This window comes from Thermococcus celer Vu 13 = JCM 8558 (assembly GCF_002214365.1).
Lineage (GTDB): Archaea > Methanobacteriota_B > Thermococci > Thermococcales > Thermococcaceae > Thermococcus > Thermococcus celer.
In genome coordinates this window covers 1,661,478-1,686,623 of record NZ_CP014854.1, presented here as the reverse complement: position 1 = coordinate 1,686,623, position 25,146 = coordinate 1,661,478, and the positions used below count along the sequence as shown (strand labels likewise).

Sequence of the window (25,146 nt, the reverse complement as noted above, 5' to 3'; positions counted from 1 at the left end):
GAGGGGTCAGCCCGCGGTGGGCCTTAAAGCCGCCTGTATCTTTGCCGTCAGCTCCTTGAGCTTCTCGTTGAGCTTCTTCTCCTGCCTGTCGAGGGCGTTGAGGCGGACTTCGAGGGTCTCAACCTTCTCCTTCAGTTCCTCCACCGCCCTGGCCTTGTCCGTCTTCACGATGAGAGTCCCGACGGTCTTGTAGATGGTCGTTCCTTCCTCGACTTTCTCGATCTCTTCCAGGGCCTTCTTGGCCTCGGTGAGTTCGAGCTGAACCTTCTGCTTCTGCTGGATGACCAGCTGGAGCTGCTGCTGGTAGCCCTCGAGCTGACCGAGCATGGCCTGAACCTGGGGTGGGATGTTTTGCATAACAACACCTCCGTAATCGCGATTCCGGGATAGGGTAGGGACGGGAGTTTAAGAAAGTTTGGGCGGATTATCTATATAGACTATTGGGATATGTCCGGTTAATGGTATCAAACTATATTCTATTGCGGCAATCTTTATATTTAAATGGAACCTCGGGATATACGGTGAAACCCATGAAAAAGGCACTGGCTATATTGATGGTTTTCCTGCTGGCGGTCTCCGTCGCCGTCAGCGGGTGCATAGGAAGCAACGGCAACGGGGGTGCAGGCTCTCCAACGGGCTCTCCCGCATCGACGTCATCGTCAACATCCTCCTCGGCCGAGGTCATAACCCTGCGCACCACCGGTGCGACCTTCCCGCAGTACCAGATTCAGAAGTGGATCAACGTTTACATGAAGAGCCACCCGGGCGTTAAGATAGAGTACGAGGGTGGCGGAAGCGGTCACGGTCAGGACGCTTTTCTGAAGGGTCTGACGCAGATAGGAAGGAGCGACCCGCCGGTTACCGAAGCCACCTGGAAGAAGTTCCTCCAGACGGGTGACCAGCCCCTACAGTTCCCCGAGATCGTCGGTGCGGTCGTGGTGGCCTACAACGTTCCCGGCGTTAGCGAGCTCAAACTCGACGGTGAGACCCTCGCAAAGATCTTCATGGGGGAGATAGAGTACTGGGACGACGATGCGATAAAGGCCCTCAACCCCAACGCCAACCTGCCTCACCAGAAGATAATCGTCGTTCACAGGAGCGACTCGAGCGGAACCACCGCGATATTCACCACCTACCTCAGCCTCGTCAGCAAGGAGTTCGCCGAGAAGGTGGGTGCTGGAAAGCTCGTTGACTGGCCCGTTGACAAGATGGGCAGGGGAATAGGCGGAAAGGGCAACCCTGGAGTCGTCCAGGCCCTGAAGAGCACGAAGTACAGCATCGCCTACACCGAGCTCTCCTTCGCCATTGAGGACAAACTCAACGTCGTCGCCCTCAAGAACAAGGCGGGGAACTTCGTCAAGCCCACGGACGATAGCATAAAGGCCGCGGTTGCGGGCGTGAAGTCCTTCATACCCGGGCCGACCGAGGGCTACAAGGAGAACCTCAGACAGCTCCTCAACGCCCCCGGTGAGAAGTCCTACCCGATAGTTGCCTTCACCCACCTCCTCGTCTGGGAGAACAAGAACGGGAAGCACTACTCAAAGGAGGAGGCCAAGGCCATCAAGGACTTCCTGAAGTGGGTTCTCACAGAGGGGCAGAAGCCGGAGAACCTGGCGCCCGGTTACGTTGGCCTCCCGCCCGAGGTGGCCGGGATAGGGCTCAAGGCCGTTGACATGATTCAGGAGGGCTAAACCCTCCAACCCAACCTTTTCTTGGGGAGTGCCGCCATGAGGCTCGGCGTAACATCCGGGTTGGTTCGGGAGGTATCGGGAAGGGGCCTCGGCATAGACGAGCTGGGCGTTCCCCTCGTGGAGGTCTACCTCGACGAGGTTCCGGCCTTGATAGGCACCTCCGTGGACTGGTCACTCGTGCGGGACCTGGGCGGTCTCGGGGTGGATTTCACGGTTCACGCGCCGACCGGGACCGGGAAGTTTTCCTCCATCGATCTCGGAAGGCGCTCGAGGCTCAACGCCAGGGTCATGGAGAGGGTCTTTCAGGTTGCCTCGGCGCTGAACGCGGAAAAGATCGTTATCCACGGTGGAAGCGTTGAGAAGTCCTACCACAGGGCCTACCTGAACACCAAGCGACAGCTGAGGGAGATAAGCTGGATGGCGGAGGAGAGCGGGGTTGGCCTCGTCATCGAGAACCTCTTCGGCCCGATGGTCGGCGTCCTCCCCTACGAGCTCGCCTCTTTGCTCGACGAGAACCTTAAGGTGTGCCTCGATACGGGCCACGCTTTCCTGACCGCTATGGAGCTCGGGCTGAGCATGGACGAGTTCCTCCTGCTCGCGCCGTACGTTGACCACGCGCACGTCCACGACAACAACGGAGCGAGGGACGAGCACCTGCCACCTGGGAGGGGCCTCCTCGGAAGGGACTTTATAAGGAAACTCCTGGTGGCCGTGAACCCGTCCACGGCGGTTCTCGAGGTCAGGAACTACGGATCCCCGAATGAGATAATCGAATCGCTTCGCCACTTCAAAAAGGTGGAGAGCACCGCGAGGTGATAGGATGGGAAGAAGGGACTCCTTTGACTACCTGACCTTTCCGGTTGTGCTCCTCGTATTCAGCCTGTTCGCGGGAATGTTGGTGGTGTTCTTCACGAACGCCGTTCCGGCCTTTCACAGGTTCGGGGTGGATGTCTACCTAAAAAACGTGTGGAAAGCCGCTGAGGTTCCGGAGGACGAGGTTTACGGGATAGCCGCGGCGATCTGGGGGAGCGTTTACACATCCGTAATCGCGATCCTGATCTCGCTCCCCCTCTCCGTAGCGTTCTCCGTCTTCGTGGTCGACTACGCCCCCAAATGGCTAAAAAACGCGCTTATCGTAACCTCCGACGTGATGGCGGGCCTGCCGACCATAATCTACGGAATCTGGGGCGCTTTCGTCCTCGTGCCGTTCCTGCGGGATTACGTGATGAAGCCCCTTTACGCTCACTTATCCTTCATTCCGCTCTTCGATTACCCTCCAGTGGGAGGTTACAGCTACCTCTCCGCCGGGGTTCTCCTCGCGATAATGGTCACCCCCTTCGTCTCCGCTGTCGTCAGGGAGGCCTACTCCATGATACCCTTCACCTACAGGGAGGCGGCCTACGCCCTCGGCGCGACGAGGTACGAGGCCACCAGGATCCTCCTCGGTTACTTGCGGCCCGCGATGGTGTCCGGTGTCATACTCGCCTTCGGGCGGGCCATCGGGGAGACCGTTGCTGTGAGCCTCGTCATCGGGAACACCTTCAACATGACCTCAAAGCTCTTTGCGCCGGGCTACACAATCTCCTCGCTGATAGCGAACCAGTTCGGAAACGCCTTCATCTACTCCTACATGACGCCGGTTCTCTTCGCGGCGGGGCTCGCCCTGTTCCTTATAGGACTCACCGTGAACCTGCTCGGGATACGGGCCCTCAGGAGGTGGGAGGAGAATGTTCAGCTTTGACCGCAAACTAAAGGAGAAGTTCTTCCTCGGTCTCACGGGCTCCCTGGCCCTGCTGGCGGTGCTCCCGCTCTTCCACATCATATACACGGTCACCATGAACGGCCTCTCGACCCTGCTCGCCGGGGGGACGACCTTCATCACGGGTTCGCTTGAGGAGGGTGGAATCGGGCCCGCGATAGCCGGAACCTTCATCCTGACCTTCCTCTCCAGCATCATAGGAGTCCCCCTCGCGATAATCGTAGGAATCTACGCCTACGAGAACCCCAAGAGCACCATCGGGCGGTGGACGAAGTCCCTGCTCGAGATAATGATGGAGTTCCCTACGATACTCGTCGGCGTGTTCGTCATGCAACTCGTCGTCGTGCCTATGGGCACCTACTCGGCCGTGGCCGGGGCGCTTGCCCTCGCGATAATCCTCATGCCCTACGTAGCCATATACACCCACGAGGCAATGCGCAGGATTCCCTTCACCTATCGTGAGGCCGGTTACGCCCTCGGCCTGACGAGGATAAATGTTCTGTTCCGACTCCTCGCCCCCATGGCCAAGCGCGGGATACTCACGGGAGTCCTCATAGGCATGGCCAAGGCCGCCGGGGAGACGGCACCGCTCCTCTTCACGGCGGGAGGTCTGTACGAGAGCTATCCGAGTTCCATTGCCAGACCCGTCGGCGCGGTGCCCCTGCTAATTTACCAGCTCGTCCAGAGCCCGAGCAGGGCCGACCACGAGATGGCCTGGGGGGCGTCGCTTGTTCTCCTACTGATATTCCTCGCGGTTTTCGTTCCCCTAAGGCTCAGTCTTAAGGAGGTGAAACTCTGATGCACGCGATAGAGACGAGGAACCTTCGCGTCTGGTACGGTGATAACGAGGTGATAAAGGGGGTGAACCTGCAGGTCCCGCCGAACGGCGTCTTCGCCCTCATGGGACCGAGCGGGTGCGGGAAGTCCACTATGCTCAGGACGTTCAACAGGCTCCTCGAGTTAAACGACGATGCCCGCGTGGAGGGCGAGGTGCTCCTCTTCGGGAAGAACGTTTACGACCCGGACGTCGATCCCGTGGAGATAAGGAAAGGGATAGGCATAGTCTTCCAGTACCCCAACCCCTTCCCCCACCTCACGATATACGACAACGTCGCCCTTGGCCTGAAGCTCAACCGCCTCGTCGATTCGAAGGAAGAGCTCGATGAGAGGGTTGAGTGGGCGCTCAGGAAGGCGGCGCTCTGGGATGAGGTCAAGGACAGGCTCGACGATTACCCCTCGGACCTCTCGGGCGGGCAGAGGCAGAGGCTGGTCATAGCGAGGGCCCTCGCGATGAGGCCGAAGGTCATCCTGATGGACGAGCCGACCGCCAACATAGACCCCGTTGGAACGCAGAAGATAGAGGAGCTCCTCTTTGAGCTGAAGAGCGATCACACGATAGTCCTCGTCACGCACTCGCCCGCCCAGGCGGCGAGGGTCTCGGACTACGTGGCGTTCCTCTACCTCGGGGAGCTCATCGAGGTCGGCCCGACGAGGAAGGTCTTCGAGAACCCGGAGCACGAGCTGACTGAGAAGTACGTCACGGGGGCGCTCGGATGAGGAAACCCCTCGAGGAGCTTGAAAAGGGGTTCAAAGAGCTTGGAATCGTGACCATCTCTGCAACCAACGTTCTCCTTCGGGAGGCCCAGATGGACGAGTACGGGCTGGTAAACGGCCTCCTGAGGAGGGCGGTTGACACAAGGGAAAGGCTCAGAGATGCCCTCGTCGGAGTACTCACCGGGGACGGGATCGCAGGCGGAGATGCACCGCTCGCCCGTTTGCTGCTTGTTGCCTCCTACGACGCCTACAGGATAGTGAGGCACTGCTCGCGGGTCGAGGCCATCCTGATGGTTGACGGCAGGGAACCCGTTAGGAACACTGCGATAGAGGGCATCACGACGATTCAGCCCGCTTTGGAGGCGGGGGTTTCAGCCCTCACGGGGGGAAGGGCAGGGATTCAGAGGCCCCCGTTTTTCGAGTCGTCCTTCGAGGAGTTCTGGAAGACAAACGTGAAGACCGACGACCCCTACGTGATGGGTGTTTTGATGCACTGTGAAGGGGCCTTCAAACTGGCGAAACACCTCCTCGGGATCGGCCTTTATCACCCGAAAACAGCCCGGGTACGGATTGTGAAGTGAGGTGATGGTATGAGGAAACTCCTTGACATGGGTATGGGGCAGATAAGGAAGCTAATCATTGAGATGGGAACCGGCTCGCTTGACGCCCTTGAGTCGGCGAGGAAATCCCTCGACGGGGAATTCAACGGGACGGTGGAGACCGCGAGCAGGCTCCACCTGATGAGGGATGAGGTGCTCGACATTGCCACGGAGCTGCTCGTGAGGTACTCCCCGGTGGCGGGCGACCTCCGCTTCATCCAGAGCGCCATAGACGTCTCCTACGACCTCTACCGCATCTCCCGCTACGCGATGGAGATCGAGAGGACGATGAGGGTCGTTAAGCCCGACTGCGTTCCCGGGCTCTCCAAAGAGGGCTTCGAGGTGACGGTTAAAGCAGTCAGAACCGCCATCGACGGGTTCTCGAACCTCGACGAGACCTCGGCGGGAAGGTTGCTCGAGCTCGACGAGAAAATCGATGGCCTCTACTTAAAGTCCCTCGAGAACCTCAGGGATCCGGACAGGTGTAGCGCAGTGGACGCCCTCATCCTGAGGCACCTCGAGAGGATAAGCGACCACGCCAAGGAAATCGGGGCGAGGGTGGTCTACATCAGGGAGGGCAAAAGGCTCTAAACCTCGAGCGAGTCCATGGCGACCCTGATCCAGCGGAGGTAGGAGTTCAGCGTTCCCCGAAGGGCCGAGTTGTCCCTCGCGAGGAACCTTATCCTTATCTTCTTTCCATCCCGGAGGAACTCTATCCTGCTCCTTCTGTAGGGGACGGACCTGTGCTCGTAAAGAACGCTCTCGTAAACCACCTTTGCCGTCTCCTCATCAGGAAAAGAGAGCTCTATAAAGCCTTCGATTGGCCACTCCTTTGCTGAAGGGCTTCCTTGTAGTCCCATCTCCGTCCGTCCTCCATGAGCCATATCTTGACGAGGATCAGCGGGCCGACGGCCCTCTCCTTCGTGACGTCGAGGCGGTGGAAGTTGACGGCCATCCCGCGCGGGTAGTTCTCGACGACGCCTATAACGTCGGTGTTGTTCCTGTCGGCTATCGTTTCGAGGCTTTTGTTACCCCTCGGCACGAACTTACCGCCGGTCAGCTCGGCGAAGACCTGGGCGAAGGCCGTGTGGTCTATTCCGACCCTCTTGGCGGTGGTCACAACGAAGGGCATCTCCTCGCGTATGGGCCTTACGTTCCTGAAACCCATCTCGCGCTGGAGCTTTATCCCGTGGAGGTAAAGGTAGCCGAGGTAGCCCCAGCCCTCCGGGTTGACCCTTATGAAGGTCATCTTGAGCGGGTTGCCCTTCCAGACGTTGATGATCAACAATCGCTCGTAGTTCCTGTCGTAGGCCTCCATGAGGAGATCCTTGACGGTCTTCTTTCCCCGGGTCAGGTAGAGTGAGCCGGGGAATACCCTCTCCAGATCGTGACCGAAGCTCCTCGTCCTCCTCGTCGGTCGGTGGGAGGTGGTTATCAGCATCATGGCCCTCACTCAAAATTCGTTTGAACGATAAAAGGCTTTCGAAACGAGAGAATCAGATGGCCTTTACGCGCCTGGCCACCCTTGGCCTGGGCTTGTAGAGTATCTTGCTGCCGCAGTAGGGGCAGCGTACTTCCCTCGTGTTCTCGAGGTCGAGCTCGACCTCCCTACCGCACTTTGCGCACCGATAAACGGCCATCACCATGGTTATCACCCAATAAACCAATCAAAGGAAAGAGGTCAGGCCTTGGAGGCCGTGACGCGCCTGGCGACCTTGCCGGCCGGAGTGGTCGGCAGGTAGGCACCGCCGGCGAAGGTGGCGCCGCACTTCTGGCACTGCCATATTCCCGTGCTTATCCTTCTAACGGCCTTGCTTCCGCAGACCGGGCAGACGTGCTTCTGCCTCATCTTGGCCTCAACGGCCGCTACCCTTCTTCTGATCTTGAGACCGTACCTTGGACCGTATCTTCCGGCCGAACCAACCTTGTTAGTCCTTCCCATGAGCATCACCCCTAACATCAACCGATTTTCACGACTGGAGAGTGTTCCAGGGGACGTTTTATAAACCTTTGCCCGGAGATTAAACCCCTCGGGCTCCGAACCGGTGGGGATCGCCGGCAATTTAAAGATTTCTGTCCTCGGGGATGAAACCCGGCGGTGGATTTTAAAAACGAGTGCACACTTACAGACCTTCTGGACGGTGATTCAAGCCTTCAAAGCCGTGAGATCACTGTAGGGGGGCAGTTGGGACGTCGCCCCCCTGGGGGTCCCGACGTCATCGCAACCCGGTACTCGTCGGGCGGAGGGTTTACGCGTAAAGCCTTATAACCCTTGGGTCAACTTCCGGTAGGTGCGAAGCATGGCCGGAACCGTGAGCAAGATAATCCACTTCGAGGATGAGGAGGGGTTCCTCGACGACATGAGCGAGGCGATGGAGCGCTTCTCCTATCTGGCGAGTAGATACGGCCACAACCCGATAGAAGGGGTCATCCTCTGGGATTACGTCGGTGTCCAGGACGGGGAGGGAGTGAAGGTCTTCCGCGTGGGCGAGTTTCCCTACTTCAGGGGAACGCTCAAGCTCGACCTCGAGACGCTGAGGGTGATGGAGCGCTACTTCGACGAGATGGAGAGCAAGCGGGACGAACTGAGCGTGGAGGACATCGCCCATTTCGTGGACTTGATAAACGAGGCCCTTGGTAAGGAAATCGTCTACTACGAGGCCTACGACCTCGGCCTGGAGGGGAACACCGCCTACGTCATCTTCAACATAGCCAACCTCTACTACCTCGAGGGCGTTCTCGATGAAGAGGATAGAGAGGCATTTGAGGAGGCCGTTGAAATCCTGCTGAAGTACCTTTAACTCTTTAATTATTTAATTGTTGCTTAATGTGCTTATTCAATTAAAGCCGGAGGTTGGGGGATGCTCTTCAAGAAGAGGGGAGCCTTCACGGAGGAGGACGCTGGGAAGGTAATCGGGTTCGTAAGTCAGAGGCCCGGGGAGAGGGAGATAATAGTCATGGCCGAGAGCGTTACCGAGGAAGCGAAGAGGAGGCTGTGGGACTACGCGAGGGGGGTAAAGCTCATGGCCGACCTCACGGGCGAGGAGAGGGAAGTGAGGATCGAGATACTTGAAGGTTACGTGAGCGATAAGATCAGGGGAGTTGACGTGGACGAACTCTGAGGGGTCGCTATGAGGCTCGTCATGGCGGAGGTCTTCAACAGCTGGCAGGGCGAGGGAGGGAGCGTCGAGGGGTCGGCCTTCGGGAGGCGCCAGATATTCGTCAGGTTCGCCGGTTGCGACCTTCACTGCATCTGGTGCGACTCCAAAGGATACATAGACGCCTCAAAGGTTTCCCTCTGGAGGTACGAGGTGGAGCCCTTCACCGGGAGGTTCGAGTACAGGCCGAACCCTGCCCCGCTAAATGAGGTAATCGACGCCGTCCTGCGCCTCGACACGGGCGACGTTCACTCGATAAGCTACACGGGCGGCGAGCCGACCCTCCAGGTTAAGGCCTTGAGGGCCATGATGGAGAAGATGAGGGAACTCGGCTTCGATAACTTCCTCGAGACCCACGGGGGCCTGCCCGCCCTGATTAAAGAGGTCGCCCACCTCGTCGACTACGCGAGCGTTGACATAAAGGACGAGACGGCCGGGGCCACGGAGGACTGGAGGGGGCTCGTCCTGAGGGAGGTCGAGAGCGTTAAGCTCCTGAAGGAGGCGGGGGCCAAGGTCTACGCCAAGCTCGTCGTTACATCCGAAACGAAAACCGAGAACGTCCGCTGGTACGCGGAACTCCTGAGGGGCCTCGCGCCCCTCGTAATACAGCCGAGGGAGCCGATTGAGATAAGCCAGGGGAGACTCATGGAGCTCTACCGCGAGGCGGCCCTGATACTCGGAAGGAGGAACGTCGGGCTGAGCTTTCAGGTTCACAAATACCTCAACGTCCTCTGAGTGGCCGATGAGGATCGGATGACTTTTAAGCGTTCTCTCCAAGGAGAGGCGGCGATGATGAGATTGGCCTTTGGGGTAGGCGATGCCCGGGATCGACGGCCTGAGCCTCCGTCAAATTTTTAAGTCTTCCTCTTTTAGTAACCGCCGGAAAGATTAAGGGGGTGGTACCATGCCGCTGGTGGAAGAAGTGGCCACGAGAAGGTTCGAGAGGATCGGCATGCACTCCCACATAAAGGGTCTCGGTCTTGACGAGAACGGGAAGGCCAGGTTCATGGCCGATGGAATGGTCGGACAGGTCAAGGCGAGGGAAGCGGCCGGGATAGCCGTTGAGCTCATCAAACGCGGAAAGCTCGCCGGAAAGGGAATCCTCCTCGTCGGGCCGACCGGGAGCGGTAAGACTGCCATAGCCATGGGCATTGCGAGGGAACTCGGCGAAGACGTGCCGTTTGTTCAAATCGCGGGGAGCGAGATCTACTCGACGGAGGTCAAGAAAACGGAGTTCCTGAAGGAGGCCCTAAGGAAGGCCATAGGCGTGAGGATAAGCGAGGAGAGGAAGGTCTACGAGGGCGAAGTGAGAAAGATCGAGATCAACAGAACGAGGCATCCGTTCAACCCCTACGTTGAGGTTCCGGAGAGCGTTGTAATAACCCTCCGCACGAAGGACGACGAGAAGACGGTGAGGGCTGGAAGGGAGATAGCCCAGCAGCTGCTCGAGATGGGGATCGAGGAGGGCGATGTCATAGGGATAGACGCCGAAACGGGTAGGATCTCCAAGATAGGAACCACAAAAGAGGAGGAGGGGCTCTTCTTCAAGCGCAGGGTTGAGCTCCCGAGCGGCCCGGTTCTCAAGATAAAGGAGTTCACCTACACAGTCACCCTCCACGACCTCGACGTCGCCAACGCCCGCGGCAACATCTTCGGTCTGCTCTTCAGCATGGGCAGGGAGATAGACGACGAGATAAGGGCGAGGGTGGACGAGACCGTCAAGCAGTGGATAGAGGAAGGGAAGGCCAGCCTCGTGCCCGGCGTCCTCTTCATCGACGAGGTTCACATGCTCGACATCGAGGCGTTCTCCTTCCTCGCGAGGGCGATGGAGGGCGATCTGGCGCCGATCCTCATACTGGCCACCAACAGGGGAAGGACGAAGATAAGGGGCACCGACATCGAGGCGCCGCACGGCATACCCATAGACATGCTCGACAGGCTCCTCATCATCAACACCGAGCCCTACAGGAAGGAAGAAATCAGAGAGATAGTCAAGATCCGTGCGAGGGAGGAGAAGATAGAGGTGGACGAGGAGGCGGTGGAGTACCTGGCGGAGCTCGGCGAGAAGACCAGCCTGCGCTACGCCGTCCAGCTCCTTGCCCCGGCGAGCGTCCTGGCGAAGGGCGGAAAGGTCGAAAAGGAGCACGTGGAGAAGGCAAAGGAGTACTTCGCCGACCTCAACAGGAGCATGGAGTTCGTCGAGAAGCTCGAGGGGATGCTGAGCTGAAGTCCCTTCTTTTGGGAAATTTTCCACAACCCTTTTAAGTTTAAATTTCTTAATACACACGGTGATGGTATGCGCCGTCTCTTCGTTTCCCTCGCGTTCCTGCTCCCGGGTACCTTTTACATCGCCGTGAACTTCCGCCCGGATTACCTCGCTGCGGTGCTCCTCGGCTGGCTCACCTTTGCCCTTGAATATCGCTACGGGAGTAAGGGCAAGGCGGAAGAAGAGCTGGTCGCGGTTGGGGTCTCGACGCCGATGTTACTCCTGCCCCTGAATGCAACGCTCGCGGAGGCTCTCGTTGCTTCCGTGTTCGTTATCGAGCTGGCCGTCCTCATGTTCAAGTTCAAGCCCTCCCGCTCATGATATCCACCAGCTTCCTGCTCAGCCTCAGGTGGAAGCCGAACTCGTGGTATAGTCGGTTCTCCTCCGGAAAGACCAGCTTAAGCTCGTTGAGGCCGCCCTTGCCTCCGAACTCGCCGAATACCTTGATACCGTTGACCTCGATAACCCCGAAGACCGCCGCGAGGTTGAAGAGGAGCGTCCTCAGCTGGTAGGCGGAAACGTCGTGCCTGCCGAGGTTCTCACGCGGGTATCGGAAGAGGAAGTACTCCAGCCCCTCCATCTCCGCCACGTCGGTTATCGCTATGTCCGCGGTGAGGAAGACGAGAAGGGTCGGCGTCATGTCGTCGTAACGCTTTAGGCTCTTGACTATCACCTCGTCGTTGTTGTGGGCAGGCTCTTTAACGCTCTCCGCTATGATTACCCTGTCCTTGAGCCTCTCGAACTCCTTGAGGGCTATGTAGGCGGCTTTCCTGCTCCTCTTCGTTCGCCTGTTGCTGAGCTCCATCAGGAGGTGCCCGTTCTTGACCCCCCGCCTCATCTCCTCGAGCTCCCTGCGCCTGTACTTGTAGTTCATGGCGTTCTCTATCTCCTTCTTCACGCCTTCGGCCACGACTATCCGGTAACCGTCGAGCGGTCTAAAACTTGAGATGAAGCGGTGGTAGAGTACGTTGGTGTCGGGGGCGAAGACGACGCCCTTTCTGAGCCTCTCGTAGAGCTCGAGGTTCTGGAGAAACTCGTCGATGTTCCCGTATCTCAGTATCCCCGAGGAGATGAAGCACTCGTAGAGGTCGCTCCACGTCGGCAGCTCGTGGGAGAGGCCCCCGGGAACGTTTTCGTCGAACTCCCTCTTCCCAGCTACGACCTCAACCCGGTAACCCTTTTCCGTGGGTTTCGCCCTCAGCAGGGGAATATCGTAGAGGGGAAAGCCAACCTCCATCTCTCCGAGGACGTTCATGAGGATCTGGAGCTCGGGCTTTTCGATGACCTCAACCGGAAACTTCATTCCCCTCACCTGTGAAGTTCTTGAGGCGCTGCATGTGGAGGGGTATCATCATGTAGGGCCTGTTCGGGAAGTCCGTGTCGAGGAGCGCGAGGTACACTATCCTCCCAACCCGGAACTTTCCCGCCTGAACCACGGCGGCGGTCGCGAGGGCCTTTCGTCCCGAGGTGATGTCCAGGTCTATCGTGTAGCCTTTTTCCTCGAGGTCCCGGAAGAGCTCCCTGAACCTTCTATCCGCCTCGAGGAAGCCGTTATCTGGGATTACAGCTGTCATGATCTCCGGTGTGAAGTTGTGGGCCTCCGAGATTGCCCTGAGTGCCTTAATCACCCGGGGAAGTTTTCCCCGATACGTCTCCTCCGTGAAGACGAAGACCCTGTCCGGCTTCCTTCCCCCCGAAACGACCGCGTAGTAGGTGTTGACGAGGGCCCACTCCGAGCGGCCGAGCAACGTAACGTAGGCGAGCTTCATACCACCATCCCCAACACCTGAAACTCAACCGTCCACTATTCGATCATCACCATCCCGTACAAAACGCTTTCCGAGAAGTCTATCTTCACGAGCCGTCCTATCTCGATGCCGATGGCGTCTATGCTCGGTCTGACCTTCGTGGGCATCCTGCACGGCTCGCCCCTCTCGAAGGGGCAGTCGTCGCAGAGGTTGCAGCTTCCCGGGAACAGGGCGAAGGCGTACATCTTTCCCTGCCTGAAGAACTCCGCCTCCCTTTTCAGGAGGTACAGGATGGCCCTTCGTTTCTCCTCCTCAAACTGGTCCATGTCCACCTCGAATTTCACCAGCAGAGCCCTTTTGAAGTGTTCCACCCACTCCCCGGCCTCCCTCCAGTCGGGGGCGTAAGGGGGACAGCTCGGTCGTTTACCGTACATCGGACAGGCGCGGCACTTCCAGACCGGCCTCGGCGAGACGACTATTTCCCCGGCCGGAATCTCCCTCTCCCACAGCACCCTCATGCGACATCGAAGAAAAATGGGGAAGGAACTTAAAAATCAATCCATCAGTCTTCCGCCGTTGACGTCCACCACTTCCCCTGTTACGTGGTCGTTCTCGAGGAGGAAAATCACTGCGTGGGCTATCTCCTCGGGTTTAGCTATCTCCCCCGTCAGCGAGAGCGAACGGAGTTTCTCCTTTATCTCTGGACTTATCAGGTCTGTATCGACGGGGCCGGGGGCGACCGCGTTGACGAGGATGTCCGGGGCGAGGTGCCTCGCGAGGTTGAACGTCAGGGCTATGAGCCCGCCTTTGGAGGCGGCGTAGTGCGGGCCCACGGTTCCACCGTCCTTGCCGGCTATCGAGGCCACGTTGACTATCTTGCCTTTCTTCATGTACCTGAGAACCTCCTGCGTGACGATGAAGGCCCCCTTGAGGTTGACGCCGAGCACCGCGTCCCAGTCCTCGTCGGTTACTTCCATTGGCTTGAGGGCCCTTCCGAGGATCCCCGCGTTGTTCACAAGGACGTCTATCCTCCCGAAGTGGCCGACGACCTCCTCGACCATCCTCCTGACCTCTTCGCGGTTGCTCACGTCGGCTTTCACCGCGATGGCATCGACCCCGAGGGAACGGCACAGTTCCACCGTCTCCTCCGCCTTTTCTCTGCTGTGGGCGTAGTTCACGGCAACGCTCGCGCCCCTCTCCGCGAGGGCGAGGGATATAGCCCTTCCTATTCCTCTTCCCCCGCCGGTGACGAGGGCGACCTTTCCCTTCAGCTCCACGGCCATCACCATCCATTCTTTACATTTAAACTTAATAAATCCTAACGCCGAAATATTTTTACGTTTGAAAAAGAAGTTATTAACATGAAGGAATGGGTGGTGGTGCTGGTTTTGGTTTTTGGGATGCTGGCCGCTGGGTGTGTATCCCAGCAAAAACCTGAAGGAGGGGGTAGTATGGATCTGGAGATAGGCTCGGTATTTCACAACGGGGATTACATACCCGTTGAGTTCACGTGCGACGGCGAGGACGTCAACCCACCGATATTCATCGGGCACATAGATCCGAAGGCCAAGAGTCTTGTCATCATCGTGGACGACCCCGACGCCCCAGGGGGAACCTTCACCCACTGGATAGCCTGGAACATCCCCCCGCTCGGGGAGATTCCAAAGGGTGTGCCTCCCCAGCCCGAGGTTGAGGCCCCCGTGCACCTTGTTCAGGGCCGCAACGACTTCGGGAGGATAGGCTACGGCGGTCCGTGCCCGCCGAGGGGCCACGGCGTTCACCACTACCATTTCAAGGTCTACGCACTCGACACGACCCTCAACCTCGGGCCCGGCTCGGACAGAAAGGAGCTGGAGAGGGCCATGGAGGGCCACGTCATCCAGAGGGGAGAGCTCGTCGGCCTCTACGAGAGGAAGTGATCACCTTTTCTTTTCCATCAGTTTTACCGTCAGGTTTATCGCGCTCTGAAACGCCGCGAGGAAGTTCAGGGCGAAGAATATCCAGTCCCCGATTATGTAGGAGTACACCGTGAGCAACGTCGAGGCCGTCACGTATATCAGTATGAACCCCATGTTGAGCGGGCACTTCCTCGTCTTTATAGTCTCCCACGTCTGGGGAACCCACGCGCTCACAAGGAGGAGCATTCCTACGAGTCCTATTAAAGCTCCACCGTTCATTCTCTCACCTCCAGCTGGAGGGGGAGAAAAGCGTAAAAAGTCTTGTGGATGGCTTGCTGTCAAAATCCGCCTGAAATTTCAAGGAAATAGACAGGACAAAGCCCAAAGTTAAAGCTGGCTTGCGAGACGTGACATGGCCCACGTCTTAACGTCCTCGTCGAGGATCCTGTTGATGAGTTCCATGGCCTCGGAGACCTTCCCGGCCTTTGCAAGGGCAAGCGCTACCTCCGCCTCAACCTTCGACCTGTTCGAGAGGTCGGTGATGTAGCTCGATACGCGGAGTGCTTCCTCAGTTTTGCCCATGTTGAGGAACTCAAAGGCCAGGCCCATGAGGGCCTTGGTGCCCTCCTCGTGGTTATCCACATCCAGCGCCGCTTTGATGGCCCTCTCAAGTGCCTCCCCGTAGGGTGCACCCCTTCGCGCGACCTCAACCGCTATTCTGGAGAGTGCTTTTGACCTGATGACCTTGTCTGGTATGCCCTCGGCCATCTCCATCGCTTCCTCCACCTTCCCCGAATCGAGGAGCTTGAGAACCGCCTCGTAAAGCGCCCGGGAGCGGTACCATTCCTGCATGATGACCCCCAGAACTTTTGGAACTCCAAGGATTTAAGCTTTCCGCGGCCAAGGTTTATAACTCCCCGTGAGAAATGGGACCGGGTGAGAAAATGAAGAAGTTAAGTTTGTTTTTCATGGGTCTGCTGGTGTTCTCAACGGTCTCCTACGCCATCGCTGAGGCCCAAATCGACCCAAGCAAACTTCATTTTTACATGTACGGGATGGCAACGTGCCCCCACTGTCAGAGGATGAAGGCGGAGATCCCAAAGGTCTACGGTGAAAAGAGCCTCACCTACTACGAGCTGGTCAACAACGACGAGAACGAGAGGCTCTTCGCGGCCCAGTACAACTACACTGGGATAGGAGGGGTGCCGGCTATAGGCATAGCCTACGATGGAAAGCTCGTGGCGATAGTTGAGGGGGAGTACAACGTCTCGGCCACACCCGAGATCGTGAAGGCGGCCCTCGACAACGATGGACTGCTGCTCTTCACCGGTGGCAAGGCCTACCTCATCAAGAACGAGACGATAATCGGAAAGCTCCAGGCGATATACGTTGAGCACAGGATGCCGGGAGGAGGAAGCACAACTGAAGCCGGTGGCGGGATCTGCGGGCCGGGGATAATGGTGGCCCTCGCAGCTTTACCGCTCTTCCTCAGGAAAAGGCGGTGAAGTTGCGCCTTCTTTCAATTTTTCTCGTTTCTGTAAACTACGCCCGATTGCGAAATCCGTTGTAAACGAGAATATTTAACTTAAACGCTCCTGTTTCCCCAAAATGTTTAAATGCCCGTTTCTGAGTATCGGTTGGTGGTTCAATGAGGTGGAAGGGCGTTCTCTTAACCATGGTTCTGCTCCTCTCGGTGGTCGCCGCGGGGTGCATAAGCGGCGGTAACTCCAGTTCAACGTCAGGGCTCAAGGAGGCCACGCTGACGGTCTTCCACGCGGGCTCGCTCAGCATCCCCCTTGGAGAGGTGGAGGACGGCTTTAAGGAGTACGCGAAGGAGAAGCTCGGGTACAGGATTACGTTCCACGACGAGGCCAGCGGGAGCGTCAAGGCCGTCAGGAAGGTCACGGACCTCGGAATGAAGGCCGACGTGGTGGCCGTCGCCGACTACTCCCTCATACCAGAACTCATGGTGCCGAACTACACGGACTTCTACGTTGCCTTCGCCACCAACGAGATAGTGATAGCCTTCACAAATAAGAGCAAGTACGCGGACGAGATAAACCCGAGCAACTGGTACGAGGTCCTCTCGAGGAGGGACGTCTCCTTCGGCTTCAGCGACCCCAACCAGGACCCATGCGGTTACAGGAGTCTCATGGCCATGAAGCTCGCGGATTATTACTACGGCAAGCCGGTCTTCGGGACCCTCGTCGAGGAGAACACGAACGTCCGCTTCAACGGAACCCACATCGTGGTTCCGAAGGAGATTCAGGTTGGGACCGACCGCCTCGTGATAAGGCCCAAGGAGACGGACCTGACCCCGCTGGTCGAGAGCGGCTCCCTCGATTACTACTTCATCTACAAGAGCGTTGCGGAACAGCACAACCTACGCTACATCGAGCTGCCCGACGAGATAAACCTGAAGAGCCTCAAGCTGGCGGACGAGTACGGTAAGGTTAAGGTCTACCTCGGCTCAACCGGAAAGGTACTCACGGCAAAGCCCATCGTCTACGGCGTCACGGTTCCCAAGAACGCGCCTAACAGGGAGCTCGCGATGGAGTTCCTCAGGTATCTCCTGAGCGAGAGGGGCAGGGAGATCTTCGAGAGGAACCACCAGGACTTCGTATGGCCACCGGTGGCTTTCGGCAACGTGCCCGAGGAGATAAAGGACATGGTCAAGGTCGAGGGATGAGTTTTTATTCTTCACCTTTAACCCTCTGGGGGACGAGAATGAGGCGCGACTACACGGTGGCGTTCTTCGCGATAATGGGGAGCTTCCTGATCCTCTACATCGCGGTTCCCTTAGTCGCCATCTTCCTGAAACAGGCGGCCGACTGGAGGATGCTCTTAAAGACGCTCCACGACGGACTCGTGATAAGGGCCCTCAGGAACTCCCTGCTGACGGCAACCGCCACCGCGGTGATAGCGCTCCTCCTCGGCGTTCCCCTCGGTTACGTCCTTGCGAGGGAGAACTTCAGGGGCAAGAGCCTCGTCCAGGCTCTGATAGATGTCCCCATAGTCATCCCCCATTCCGTCGTCGGCATAATGCTCCTCGTGACCTTCTCGAAGGCGATTCTGGATAACTACGCTGGAATAATCGCGGCGATGCTCTTCGTATCAGCTTCCTTCACGGTAAACGCCGCGCGAGATGGATTTCTGGCGGTGGACGAGAGGCTGGAGCACGTCGCGAGGACCCTTGGGGCGTCCCGCTTAAGGGCCTTCCTATCGATAGCTCTCCCCATGGCCCTTCCGTCCATAGCAAGCGGGGCCATAATGACGTGGGCGAGGGCGATAAGCGAGGTCGGGGCGATTTTGATAGTCGCCTACTACCCGAAGACCGCCCAGATCCTCGTCTTAGAGTACTTCAACAACTACGGCCTAAGGGCGTCGAGGCCCCTCTCCGTTCTCCTCATCGTGGTGAGCCTCACCCTGTTCGTGGTTCTCAGGTGGCTCGTCGGGAGGGGTTCGAATGCTGAGGGTTGAATCCGTATCCAAGGACTGGAAGGAGTTCAAACTCAGGGAGATTACCTTCGACGTTGAGGCGGGGGAGTACTTCATAATCCTCGGGCCGAGCGGCGCTGGGAAGACGGTTCTCCTCGAGATCATCGCGGGTATAATAACCCCCGACTCGGGCGGGGTCCTCCTCGAGGGAAGGGACGTAACCCGCCTGCCCCCCGAGAAGCGCGGTTTGGCGTACATCCCTCAGAACTACGCCCTTTTTCCCCACATGAGCGTCTACGACAACATAGCCTTCGGTTTAAAGCTGAGAAAGCTTCCAAAGCAGGAAATCGAGCGGAAGATCAGGGATATCTCAGAGGTCCTCGGCATAACCCACCTCCTCCGCAGGAGACCGAAGACCCTCAGCGGGGGCGAGAGCCAGAGGGTGGCCATAGCGAGGGCCCTCGCGGTGGAGCCCAGGCTCCTCCTCCTCGACGAGCCCTTCGCCAACCTGGACGTCCGGACGAGGGGGAGGCTGATTGTGGAGATGAAGCGCTGGAGGCGGGAACTCGGCTTCACGGCCCTTCACGTCACCCACTCCTTCGAGGAGGCGGTGAGTTTAGGGGATAGGGTGGGGGTTATGCTCGACGGGAGGCTCGTCCAGGTCGGTTCAGTCGGGGAGGTCTTCTCGAGGCCGGCGAGCGAGGAGGTAGCACGCTTCCTCGGCTTCGAGAACATCATCGAGGGGACGGCCGAAGGGAGGCTCCTGAGGGCGAACGGCATAGAGATAGAGCTCCCGGTGGAGGCGAGCGGGAGGGTGCGCGTAGGTCTGAGGCCCGAGGATGTAATCCTCTCTCTCGAGCCCGTGAGAACCTCCGCCAGGAACGAGCTCAGGGCAACGGTCGAATCGGTCGAGGAGCTCGGCCCCCTCGTCAGGGTGCACCTCAAAGTTGGAGGAATTCATCTGAGGGCCTTCGTGACCCGTTCCTCGATGCTCGAGCTTGGGATAGAGGAGGGGAAGGAGCTCTACGCGGGCTTCAAGGCGAGCGCCCTTCACGTGTTCTAAAGAACAGGCATCCATTCAGTTTTCCAGGCGTCCCATAAAACTTTTAAACTTCCTCGAATTTTTAAGTTGAATGGTAAACAAGCTCCATAGGTGGGGTGTACTATGCCGACCGTTGACGAGTTTAGTGAAATAGCGCGCGATGTAATCAACGCCATTTCGCGGGTTTATATTGGGAATGAAACGGTAGTTAGGAAGACGCTGGCGGCGGCTCTCGTGAACGGGAACGTCCTCTTCGAGGATTACCCGGGACTGGGCAAAACCCTCCTCGCCAAAGCCTTCGGAAAAACCCTCGGCCTGAACTACACGCGCGTCCAATTCACGCCCGACCTACTCCCGGCCGACATCCTCGGGACGAAGGTCTGGCGTCAAAACATCGGAACCTTCGAACTGATCAAGGGACCGATATTCACGCACGTCCTCCTCGCGGACGAGATCAACAGGGCTCCTCCGAAGACACAGAGTGCTTTGCTTGAAGCGATGGAGGAGAGGCAGGTCACCATTGAAGGAGAGACTTTTACCCTGGAGAAACCGTTCTTCGTGATCGCCACTCAAAACCCGATAGAGTTCGAGGGAACTTACCCCCTCCCCGAGGCCCAGCTGGACAGGTTCTTGCTTCGGCTAAGCGTGGGTTATCCGAGGAGTTTGGAGGATGAGGTTGCCATTCTTGAAGCGCGCCTCTCCTGGGGGAAGGATGATCCGACGGTTGATCTTGAGCCCGTTATTGATCGGGAGACCTTCATGGAGATGCAGGAGTTCGTTGAGCGGGGAATCTTCATCAGCGGGGATTTGTTGCGGTATATTGCGGAGTTGGTGCGGAATGCTCGTTCTGATGAGCGGGTTGAGGCTGGCCCGAGTCCGAGGGGTGGCATCGCGCTGATGAAGGTTGCTAAAGCGAATGCTTTGCTTGAGGGGCGAGATTTTGTGCTACCGGATGATGTTAAGGTTTATGCGGTGGATGCTCTTGCCCACAGGATTGTAATTAAGCCGGAGTACGCTTTCGAGGGCGTGAGTGGGGTGGACGTTGTCAGGGAAGCGTTGACGAAGACCCCTGTGCCTAAAGGGGCGGCCGAAAAATGAGGAAGGAACACGCCGCGCTCCTCTTCATCACGATGCTGTTCCTCGCGTCCATAACCCTCGGCTATTCCACCATTCAATATTCACGATCCGGCGGTTCTCCGGATTTGAAATCGGGGGGTTCAAACACTTCGAAGTCGGGGGACTCACACGTCCAGAGCCTGCTGAAGGCGATGTTATCGTCCCGCTCCGGGGATAGGAATGCCTCCCCCCGCAGAGTTAAGGAGGAAACTTCTTCCAGTGAAGGGTTAAACCTCCGGGAGGACTTCCCCAGATCCGACTTCACGTTTAAGCCCGCGAACATCAAAACCAACTGTCCCGTGGCGGTCCTGCCGGGTGATCCGATGCTCGTCTGCACCGAAGGGCCCGCGAATAGCCTTCCCGTTCTTCCCAACAGTTCACCCGATGACATCATCGTGTGGTACAACGGCACCTACTACGTTCCCCTCGTTTCTGAGGATGGAGAGGTCAGAACGATTAGGGGGATCTCCCCGGGCTCGGTTACGATTGACACGGATACCCCGCTGGTTTTCATGACCTACAACCAGAGCGTCACCCTCGAGTTCAGGGAGAGCTCCGACAATGGTGTGGCCCACATCCATACCTCCCTACCCCTGAAGGAGGAATCCTTCCGGATTTCAGGTGGCTATCGGATTTACAGGTACTCGATCGGCCCGGTGGACCCCTCCCAGAAGCCGGGGTACTACCCGCTCTTCGTCACCGTCAAATCCGGGAGAGGGACCGCCGCACTCCTCATGTGGGTGGCCCTTCTCAAGAAGCCGGTGGTTGAGATAACGGATTATCCGGCGGTCGTTGAGGGGAACGGCTCACTTGCGATTACCGTCGCCGGCACCGTCCGCTATCCCGATGGGAGGCCCGTGGAGAGCGGGGTCGTGTGGGTGACGCTGAACGAGACCAAGGGCAAGCCCGGGGTTCAACTGGGCCGGGGAACGGTTCGGCACGGCAGGTTCATCGTGAACGGTACTCTGGAACCGGGACTGCCACCCGGCAGGTACCACGTCATAGCCTACTACCGCGGTTACGAGGCTTACCCCTCCAACAGCGATCCAACTATTGTCGTCAGGCGAAAACCCCAGCTTTCCGTGGAGATAATCAACTCTACTTTGAGGCTTTACCTCCACTGGAGGAACGTCCCGCTCGCCAACGAGACCCTGAACGTTTCCATCGGTTCGGGGGTGGTTACGCTCAAAACCGACGGGGAAGGCTACGCGACCCTCAACCTGAGCGGCGTTCGGGCGGACTCAACCAACATCGTTTACGGGGGGAACCGTTACTACCTCCCGCTCAACGAGACCGTCCCGCTCTCGACCGGTGAGGGGGGCACCAGTTCAACTCCCATCCTGCAGAAACTGCTGAAGCTTTTGAAAAGGTCTTCCCGGACTTTCGGTGGGCTCTTCATCCTGCTGGCCGCTGCCGCCCTTGTCAGCGCGGGCTACTCCGCATACTCAAAGAAAAAGACCGGGAACAGGGCCTATCACCCCTCCCGGAAGGAATCCCCCGGCGGGAGCGTGGACTTTCTGGAACCGTCGCGCAGGGTTTTCCTTCCGGACGAGACGGTTAGGGTTGCCTTATCGTCGGAGGGAGAACTCTTCCTCGACGGTGAGTACCTCGGCGCTGGAAAGGAGTTCACGCTGAGGCCTGGGGAGGGCCGCCACGTTCTCAGCGCTGGAAAGGGCGAGCTCGAGCTTTACGTTCTTCCGCCGAGGGAGGCCATCATCAAGGCCTACGAACTGCACTTCCTGCCCTTTGTGTATTCCAGCGGCGTTTCCGGAAGGAACGTGACGCCCATCGAAATCGAGCGCCTGCTCGTCCGCAGGGGGTTCGACGAAAACTCTCTCCGCTCCGTCACCCGACCGTTTATTCTGGCGAAGTACTCGGAGCACACGGTGGGAGAAAAGGAGTTCTTCGACCTCATCAAAGGACTGAGGGGGCTGGGGGTGGTTTGATGCTTAAAAGCGGTGATGCACTCAAGGACTTCGTCAAGAACGCCGTCATCTGGAGTCTCGTGGGACTGGGGTTTCTGGGCTTTTATCCGGGCCTGCTCTTTGGGGTGGGTGCGGCCGTTGCCGGGGTCGCGAGGCACGCCAGAAGGTACGGGGACCTGCTGGTCAGGGGTCTGGGTTTTCTGATAATGGCCCTCGCCGTCTTCCTGCTCCACACCGACCTGTGGCTCGGGACCTTCGCGGTGTCGCTCCTCCTGTGGGTGGCCCTGCTCTATGCCCTCGCCTACGTTCTCAGGATCAGGCAGAACAGCGACTTCCTCGAGAGGAACCTCCTTGGAATGGCCGCCGTTGGAGCGATTTCAGCTTTCATACTCGCCTACCCGTCCACCAGCTCTGCAGTTCTCCTGCTGTTCTACCTCTTCGCGTCGCTGGCGGTGTTCTACCTCGCGTACCTCGTCTCCAGCTATCTCTCCTCGAGGTGGGCCGGTTCAGAAGATTTAACGCCCCTGCCACTTCCCGATCTTGAGCCCAAGAGGGACGCCTACTCGCGGGATCTGGAGAGGGTCGTCAGGGCTTTCGTTGAGAAGGGCGACAGCGCTCCCCTGCTGGTGTTCGTCGTGAGGAACGCCTCCTCCCTCTACACCCCCCACCTCGAGGAGATAATAAGGCCGATAGCCAATTACAGGGAAGCATCGGCTCCTTCCCTCGCTCCTCCGTGGGTGGTTGAAAAGATGGCCCTCGAGGAGAGGAGGAGAAGGGCAGTGCTCGTGAAGGAGCTGGTGAGGAGGCTCAAAGCCCACGGGGGGATACGGGGTGCATAGGCTGACGTGGTTGGTTCTTTTAACGTTGGCTCCCTTCGCGCTCGCCGTTCTGACGGGGGTCATTGGAATAGCCTACGTCAGCTTTGTTCCGGCGTTCGTTTTGTTCTACGGGATCCTCTCGGAGACACCCTCGGGCATTGAAGTCGAGCGGTGGGTGGAAAGAGAGAAGCTGGGCGTTGGCAAGGAGGGGCGCGTTCGGGTTCGCCTCACCGTTGAGAGGGGTTCGGGCTTCGTTGTCGTTGAGGACTTTGCTTCCCCAGGTCTCGAGGTGGCCGGGGAGAACCGCCACGTCTTTTTCAAAAGGCCAGGGAAGAGACTGGTCGCCGAGTACGAGTACACCATTCGCCCCCTGAAGAAGGGCGTCCACACGCTCTCCCCCGTTGAGGTCATAGGGCTGGACTTTCTGGGCATAAAGGACGTTACCTACCTCGTGGCAGGGGACGAGGCTCGAATCGAGGCCTACCCGAGGGTGGCCGGCCTCAGACGGATACGGATTTCAAAACTGAAAACCCGTGAGAGGATGTCCTCAAGTCACGTGGCACCGATGGGGCCGACGTCGACCGACTTCAGGGAGATACGTGAGTACCGCCCCGGGGATCCGCTGAGGAAGATAAACTGGAAGGCGACCGCCCGCCTCGGGGACGTCCTCGTCAACGAGTACGAGCCGGAGGGGAGGGCAACGGTGATGCTCTACCTCGACACGACGGAGGAGGTGGCGGTTGGAAACGTCTTCCACGGCGCCCTTGAGAGTTCCCTTGGCCTCGCCCTGTCCCTCGTCGCCCTCCTCCTGAGGAACGACTTTCGCGTGGGCCTCTACCTCGCCGGTTCCCGAAAGCTCATCACCCCGAGGACCGGAATTCAGGCCTTGTCCACCTTTACGCGTGCCCTGCTGTCGGCCGGCCCCTCCGTCAGGGAGGACGAGTCCCTCCCCCTCGCCGTCGAACGCTCCAGAACCTCCTTGGGGGGAGGCCTCAGCCTCGCCGTCATCGTCACCAACCTTACCCCCCACAACCTCGACGAGGTTAAAAACGCCATTGGGGGGCTTAGGAGACATTTCGGTTGCCGTGTCCTCCTCGTTGACGTCAACCCCTACGGGGATTTCGGGGAGGTCCCCCTCGTCCTATCATCCCTTCACAAAGAGGGCCTCTCCAAGAACCTCGAAGCCCTCGTCGTTCGCTGGGATCCGGGGAAGGAAGACGTTGGAACCGCCGTTAAAAGGGTTGTAGGTGGTGTCTTCGGTGCGCGCTGAGGATTCCATCGGACTGCTGGAGTACTCCATCGCCCTCTCCTCACCCCTGCCCCTTGCCTGGCTCCTCTCGGAGGGCAGGGTGGGAACCGAGGTCTCTTCCCAGATCTACGGTGTCATCGGACTGTGGGTTCCTCCGGTCATCCTTCTGGCGTTGGTGTTCTCCCCGCTCTCCGCGGGCCTCTATTACCTCTGGAGAAGGCTCCCGGTTATGGTTGGGCTTGAGTTCGGCCTCTACCTTTTCCCCGGCCTCCTCGGCCTTCCCCTGAAACTCGTCCCGGGATATACACTGGGTTTCCTGGCTTACACGGTTTTCCTCTTGCTGGCCGGGTACCTGGAGTGGTCGTCCGCCCTTATCCCCGGTGTTTCCCGGAGGGAGCTGGGGGAGGTAACGCTCTCCGCCCTGGGGGAGGTTCTATTTTCAATGGCCGTTGGGATGGCTTTCTTCTTCCTCCTCTTCGCCCAAAGTTCCTGGGCCAGGGAACCTCCTCAGATGTTCCCCTTCTATCTCCTCCTGCCCTTCCTGGCCGGTGCGACGGTTGCCGTTGTACTGGCCTTCCAGGTGGAGCCCGGGGGGAACCGAAAACCCCCCGAGAACCCTTCAAGAACGTTTCTCGTGCTGAGGGCCTACATGACCGCGGGGGACTCTCCCAGGATCGAGCGCCTCGGGGATAACGGGAGGGTCACCCTCGAACTGATAGGAGGCTCACCGGTGAAGCGGCCAATCCTTCTAAAACTGGAGTGGGATGGAGAGGTTCCGGAGACGATCACCCTGAGATCGCCCTGGGAAACCCGGGTTCTCACAAAGAAAAGGGAGTGGGCGAAGGGGGACGGGAGATACGTTCTTTTCACCGCAGGATGGTGAGG

General features: G+C 58.6%; 33 protein-coding genes. 22 read left to right on the top strand and 11 right to left on the bottom strand.

Annotated features, from left to right (window positions below):
* Positions 1 to 6: 6 nt before the first annotated feature.
* Positions 7 to 357 carry a prefoldin subunit beta gene (locus A3L02_RS09195; RefSeq protein ID WP_088863625.1) on the bottom strand — a complete coding sequence of 117 codons (351 nt, stop codon included), beginning with the start codon at positions 355 to 357 and terminating at the stop codon, positions 7 to 9.
* 173 nt (positions 358 to 530) lie between these two features.
* Between A3L02_RS09195 and pstS the strand changes: the two genes are divergently transcribed.
* The 7 genes from pstS to A3L02_RS09160 are packed head-to-tail and all read left to right on the top strand — an operon-like array spanning position 531 to position 6,194.
* A complete protein-coding gene (gene pstS, locus A3L02_RS09190) occupies positions 531 to 1,691 on the top strand; it encodes a phosphate ABC transporter substrate-binding protein PstS (RefSeq protein WP_088863624.1) in 1,161 nt (386 codons plus the stop codon).
* A 36-nt stretch (positions 1,692 to 1,727) separates the two neighbouring features.
* On the top strand, positions 1,728 to 2,507 hold the full coding sequence (locus tag A3L02_RS09185) for a sugar phosphate isomerase/epimerase family protein (RefSeq protein WP_088863623.1): 780 nt from the start codon (positions 1,728 to 1,730) through the stop codon (positions 2,505 to 2,507).
* A gap of 4 nt (positions 2,508 to 2,511) precedes the next feature.
* Positions 2,512 to 3,432 carry a phosphate ABC transporter permease subunit PstC gene (gene pstC / locus A3L02_RS09180; protein ID WP_088863622.1) on the top strand — a complete coding sequence of 307 codons (921 nt, stop codon included), beginning with the start codon at positions 2,512 to 2,514 and terminating at the stop codon, positions 3,430 to 3,432.
* Positions 3,419 to 4,249 (top strand): phosphate ABC transporter permease PstA, encoded by an 831-nt coding sequence (gene pstA, locus A3L02_RS09175; protein WP_088863621.1) that lies wholly within the window; start codon positions 3,419 to 3,421, stop codon positions 4,247 to 4,249. Before pstC ends, pstA begins: the two co-directional genes overlap by 14 nt.
* A complete protein-coding gene (locus A3L02_RS09170) occupies positions 4,246 to 5,007 on the top strand; it encodes a phosphate ABC transporter ATP-binding protein (protein WP_088863620.1) in 762 nt (253 codons plus the stop codon). Before pstA ends, A3L02_RS09170 begins: the two co-directional genes overlap by 4 nt.
* Positions 5,004 to 5,585 carry a hypothetical protein gene (locus A3L02_RS09165; protein ID WP_088863619.1) on the top strand — a complete coding sequence of 194 codons (582 nt, stop codon included), beginning with the start codon at positions 5,004 to 5,006 and terminating at the stop codon, positions 5,583 to 5,585. The genes A3L02_RS09170 and A3L02_RS09165 overlap by 4 nt, the downstream gene beginning before the upstream one ends.
* 9 nt (positions 5,586 to 5,594) lie before the next feature.
* A complete protein-coding gene (locus tag A3L02_RS09160; RefSeq protein WP_088863618.1) occupies positions 5,595 to 6,194 on the top strand; it encodes a phosphate signaling complex PhoU family protein in 600 nt (199 codons plus the stop codon).
* Here A3L02_RS09160 and pcc1 read toward each other — a convergent pair.
* Genes pcc1 through A3L02_RS09140 form a run of 4 tightly spaced genes read right to left on the bottom strand, consistent with a single transcriptional unit; the run spans position 6,191 to position 7,545 of the window.
* Positions 6,191 to 6,463, bottom strand: a complete 273-nt coding sequence (gene pcc1 / locus A3L02_RS09155; RefSeq protein ID WP_088863617.1) for a KEOPS complex subunit Pcc1 — start codon at positions 6,461 to 6,463, stop codon at positions 6,191 to 6,193. The genes A3L02_RS09160 and pcc1 overlap by 4 nt on opposite strands.
* Positions 6,409 to 7,047 carry a ribosomal biogenesis protein gene (locus A3L02_RS09150; RefSeq protein ID WP_088863616.1) on the bottom strand — a complete coding sequence of 213 codons (639 nt, stop codon included), beginning with the start codon at positions 7,045 to 7,047 and terminating at the stop codon, positions 6,409 to 6,411. The genes pcc1 and A3L02_RS09150 overlap by 55 nt, the downstream gene beginning before the upstream one ends.
* A 52-nt stretch (positions 7,048 to 7,099) precedes the next feature.
* Positions 7,100 to 7,249, bottom strand: coding sequence for a DNA-directed RNA polymerase subunit P (locus A3L02_RS09145; protein ID WP_014788082.1), 150 nt, complete (start codon positions 7,247 to 7,249; stop codon positions 7,100 to 7,102).
* A gap of 35 nt (positions 7,250 to 7,284) precedes the next feature.
* Complete coding sequence (locus A3L02_RS09140; protein WP_054833914.1) at positions 7,285 to 7,545, bottom strand: 50S ribosomal protein L37ae; 261 nt, start codon at positions 7,543 to 7,545, stop codon at positions 7,285 to 7,287.
* 358 nt (positions 7,546 to 7,903) lie between these two features.
* Between A3L02_RS09140 and A3L02_RS09135 the strand changes: the two genes are divergently transcribed.
* The 5 genes from A3L02_RS09135 to A3L02_RS09115 all read left to right on the top strand — a co-directional run bounded on the left by A3L02_RS09135 (position 7,904) and on the right by A3L02_RS09115 (position 11,348).
* Positions 7,904 to 8,404 carry a hypothetical protein gene (locus tag A3L02_RS09135; RefSeq protein WP_088863615.1) on the top strand — a complete coding sequence of 167 codons (501 nt, stop codon included), beginning with the start codon at positions 7,904 to 7,906 and terminating at the stop codon, positions 8,402 to 8,404.
* Between the two features lie 60 nt (positions 8,405 to 8,464).
* Positions 8,465 to 8,725, top strand: coding sequence for a hypothetical protein (locus tag A3L02_RS09130; RefSeq protein WP_088863614.1), 261 nt, complete (start codon positions 8,465 to 8,467; stop codon positions 8,723 to 8,725).
* Between the two features lie 9 nt (positions 8,726 to 8,734).
* Complete coding sequence (locus A3L02_RS09125) at positions 8,735 to 9,496, top strand: 7-carboxy-7-deazaguanine synthase QueE (protein WP_088863613.1); 762 nt, start codon at positions 8,735 to 8,737, stop codon at positions 9,494 to 9,496.
* A gap of 169 nt (positions 9,497 to 9,665) precedes the next feature.
* Entirely contained in the window at positions 9,666 to 10,988 is a 1,323-nt protein-coding gene (locus A3L02_RS09120) for a RuvB-like helicase (RefSeq protein ID WP_088863612.1), read from the top strand.
* A gap of 69 nt (positions 10,989 to 11,057) precedes the next feature.
* Positions 11,058 to 11,348, top strand: a complete 291-nt coding sequence (locus A3L02_RS09115) for a hypothetical protein (protein WP_054833869.1) — start codon at positions 11,058 to 11,060, stop codon at positions 11,346 to 11,348.
* Here the strand turns inward: A3L02_RS09115 and A3L02_RS09110 are convergent.
* The 4 genes from A3L02_RS09110 to A3L02_RS09095 are packed head-to-tail and all read right to left on the bottom strand — an operon-like array spanning position 11,329 to position 14,064.
* On the bottom strand, positions 11,329 to 12,330 hold the full coding sequence (locus A3L02_RS09110; RefSeq protein ID WP_088863611.1) for a PIN domain-containing protein: 1,002 nt from the start codon (positions 12,328 to 12,330) through the stop codon (positions 11,329 to 11,331). The genes A3L02_RS09115 and A3L02_RS09110 overlap by 20 nt on opposite strands.
* A complete protein-coding gene (locus tag A3L02_RS09105; RefSeq protein WP_088863610.1) occupies positions 12,314 to 12,796 on the bottom strand; it encodes a hypothetical protein in 483 nt (160 codons plus the stop codon). Before A3L02_RS09105 ends, A3L02_RS09110 begins: the two co-directional genes overlap by 17 nt.
* A gap of 35 nt (positions 12,797 to 12,831) precedes the next feature.
* Positions 12,832 to 13,293, bottom strand: coding sequence for a DUF2284 domain-containing protein (locus A3L02_RS09100; RefSeq protein WP_088863609.1), 462 nt, complete (start codon positions 13,291 to 13,293; stop codon positions 12,832 to 12,834).
* 36 nt (positions 13,294 to 13,329) lie between these two features.
* Positions 13,330 to 14,064 (bottom strand): SDR family NAD(P)-dependent oxidoreductase, encoded by a 735-nt coding sequence (locus A3L02_RS09095; protein ID WP_237268603.1) that lies wholly within the window; start codon positions 14,062 to 14,064, stop codon positions 13,330 to 13,332.
* Positions 14,065 to 14,226: 162 nt separating this feature from the next.
* Here A3L02_RS09095 and A3L02_RS09090 point away from each other — a divergent pair, with 162 nt between their 5' ends.
* Positions 14,227 to 14,694 (top strand): YbhB/YbcL family Raf kinase inhibitor-like protein, encoded by a 468-nt coding sequence (locus tag A3L02_RS09090; protein WP_088863607.1) that lies wholly within the window; start codon positions 14,227 to 14,229, stop codon positions 14,692 to 14,694.
* Here the strand turns inward: A3L02_RS09090 and A3L02_RS09085 are convergent, their stop codons facing one another.
* Together A3L02_RS09085 and A3L02_RS09080 are read right to left on the bottom strand one after the other, a co-directional pair.
* Positions 14,695 to 14,952: a hypothetical protein gene (locus A3L02_RS09085; RefSeq protein ID WP_088863606.1), complete on the bottom strand. Its 258-nt coding sequence runs from the start codon at positions 14,950 to 14,952 to the stop codon at positions 14,695 to 14,697.
* A gap of 108 nt (positions 14,953 to 15,060) precedes the next feature.
* Positions 15,061 to 15,525, bottom strand: coding sequence for a hypothetical protein (locus tag A3L02_RS09080; protein WP_088863605.1), 465 nt, complete (start codon positions 15,523 to 15,525; stop codon positions 15,061 to 15,063).
* A gap of 92 nt (positions 15,526 to 15,617) precedes the next feature.
* Between A3L02_RS09080 and A3L02_RS10440 the strand changes: the two genes are divergently transcribed.
* The 9 genes from A3L02_RS10440 (at position 15,618) to A3L02_RS09030 (ending at position 25,144) form a co-directional block, all read left to right on the top strand.
* Positions 15,618 to 16,178 carry a CGP-CTERM sorting domain-containing protein gene (locus tag A3L02_RS10440; RefSeq protein ID WP_088863604.1) on the top strand — a complete coding sequence of 187 codons (561 nt, stop codon included), beginning with the start codon at positions 15,618 to 15,620 and terminating at the stop codon, positions 16,176 to 16,178.
* A gap of 143 nt (positions 16,179 to 16,321) precedes the next feature.
* Entirely contained in the window at positions 16,322 to 17,362 is a 1,041-nt protein-coding gene (gene wtpA / locus A3L02_RS09070; protein ID WP_088863603.1) for a tungstate ABC transporter substrate-binding protein WtpA, read from the top strand.
* Between the two features lie 38 nt (positions 17,363 to 17,400).
* Positions 17,401 to 18,153 (top strand): tungstate ABC transporter permease WtpB, encoded by a 753-nt coding sequence (gene wtpB / locus A3L02_RS09065; RefSeq protein WP_088863602.1) that lies wholly within the window; start codon positions 17,401 to 17,403, stop codon positions 18,151 to 18,153.
* The gene (gene wtpC, locus A3L02_RS09060; RefSeq protein WP_088863601.1) at positions 18,140 to 19,174 is read left to right on the top strand and encodes a tungstate ABC transporter ATP-binding protein WtpC; all 1,035 of its coding nucleotides are present in this window, start codon (positions 18,140 to 18,142) and stop codon (positions 19,172 to 19,174) included. Before wtpB ends, wtpC begins: the two co-directional genes overlap by 14 nt.
* A 102-nt stretch (positions 19,175 to 19,276) precedes the next feature.
* Positions 19,277 to 20,251 carry an AAA family ATPase gene (locus A3L02_RS09055; RefSeq protein ID WP_088863600.1) on the top strand — a complete coding sequence of 325 codons (975 nt, stop codon included), beginning with the start codon at positions 19,277 to 19,279 and terminating at the stop codon, positions 20,249 to 20,251.
* Positions 20,248 to 22,215, top strand: a complete 1,968-nt coding sequence (locus tag A3L02_RS09045) for a carboxypeptidase-like regulatory domain-containing protein (protein ID WP_157895759.1) — start codon at positions 20,248 to 20,250, stop codon at positions 22,213 to 22,215. The genes A3L02_RS09055 and A3L02_RS09045 overlap by 4 nt, the downstream gene beginning before the upstream one ends.
* Positions 22,215 to 23,033, top strand: coding sequence for a hypothetical protein (locus A3L02_RS09040; RefSeq protein ID WP_088863597.1), 819 nt, complete (start codon positions 22,215 to 22,217; stop codon positions 23,031 to 23,033). The genes A3L02_RS09045 and A3L02_RS09040 overlap by 1 nt, the downstream gene beginning before the upstream one ends.
* Complete coding sequence (locus A3L02_RS09035; RefSeq protein WP_088863596.1) at positions 23,026 to 24,282, top strand: DUF58 domain-containing protein; 1,257 nt, start codon at positions 23,026 to 23,028, stop codon at positions 24,280 to 24,282. Before A3L02_RS09040 ends, A3L02_RS09035 begins: the two co-directional genes overlap by 8 nt.
* The gene (locus A3L02_RS09030; protein ID WP_088863595.1) at positions 24,272 to 25,144 is read left to right on the top strand and encodes a hypothetical protein; all 873 of its coding nucleotides are present in this window, start codon (positions 24,272 to 24,274) and stop codon (positions 25,142 to 25,144) included. Before A3L02_RS09035 ends, A3L02_RS09030 begins: the two co-directional genes overlap by 11 nt.
* Positions 25,145 to 25,146: the final 2 nt, after the last annotated feature.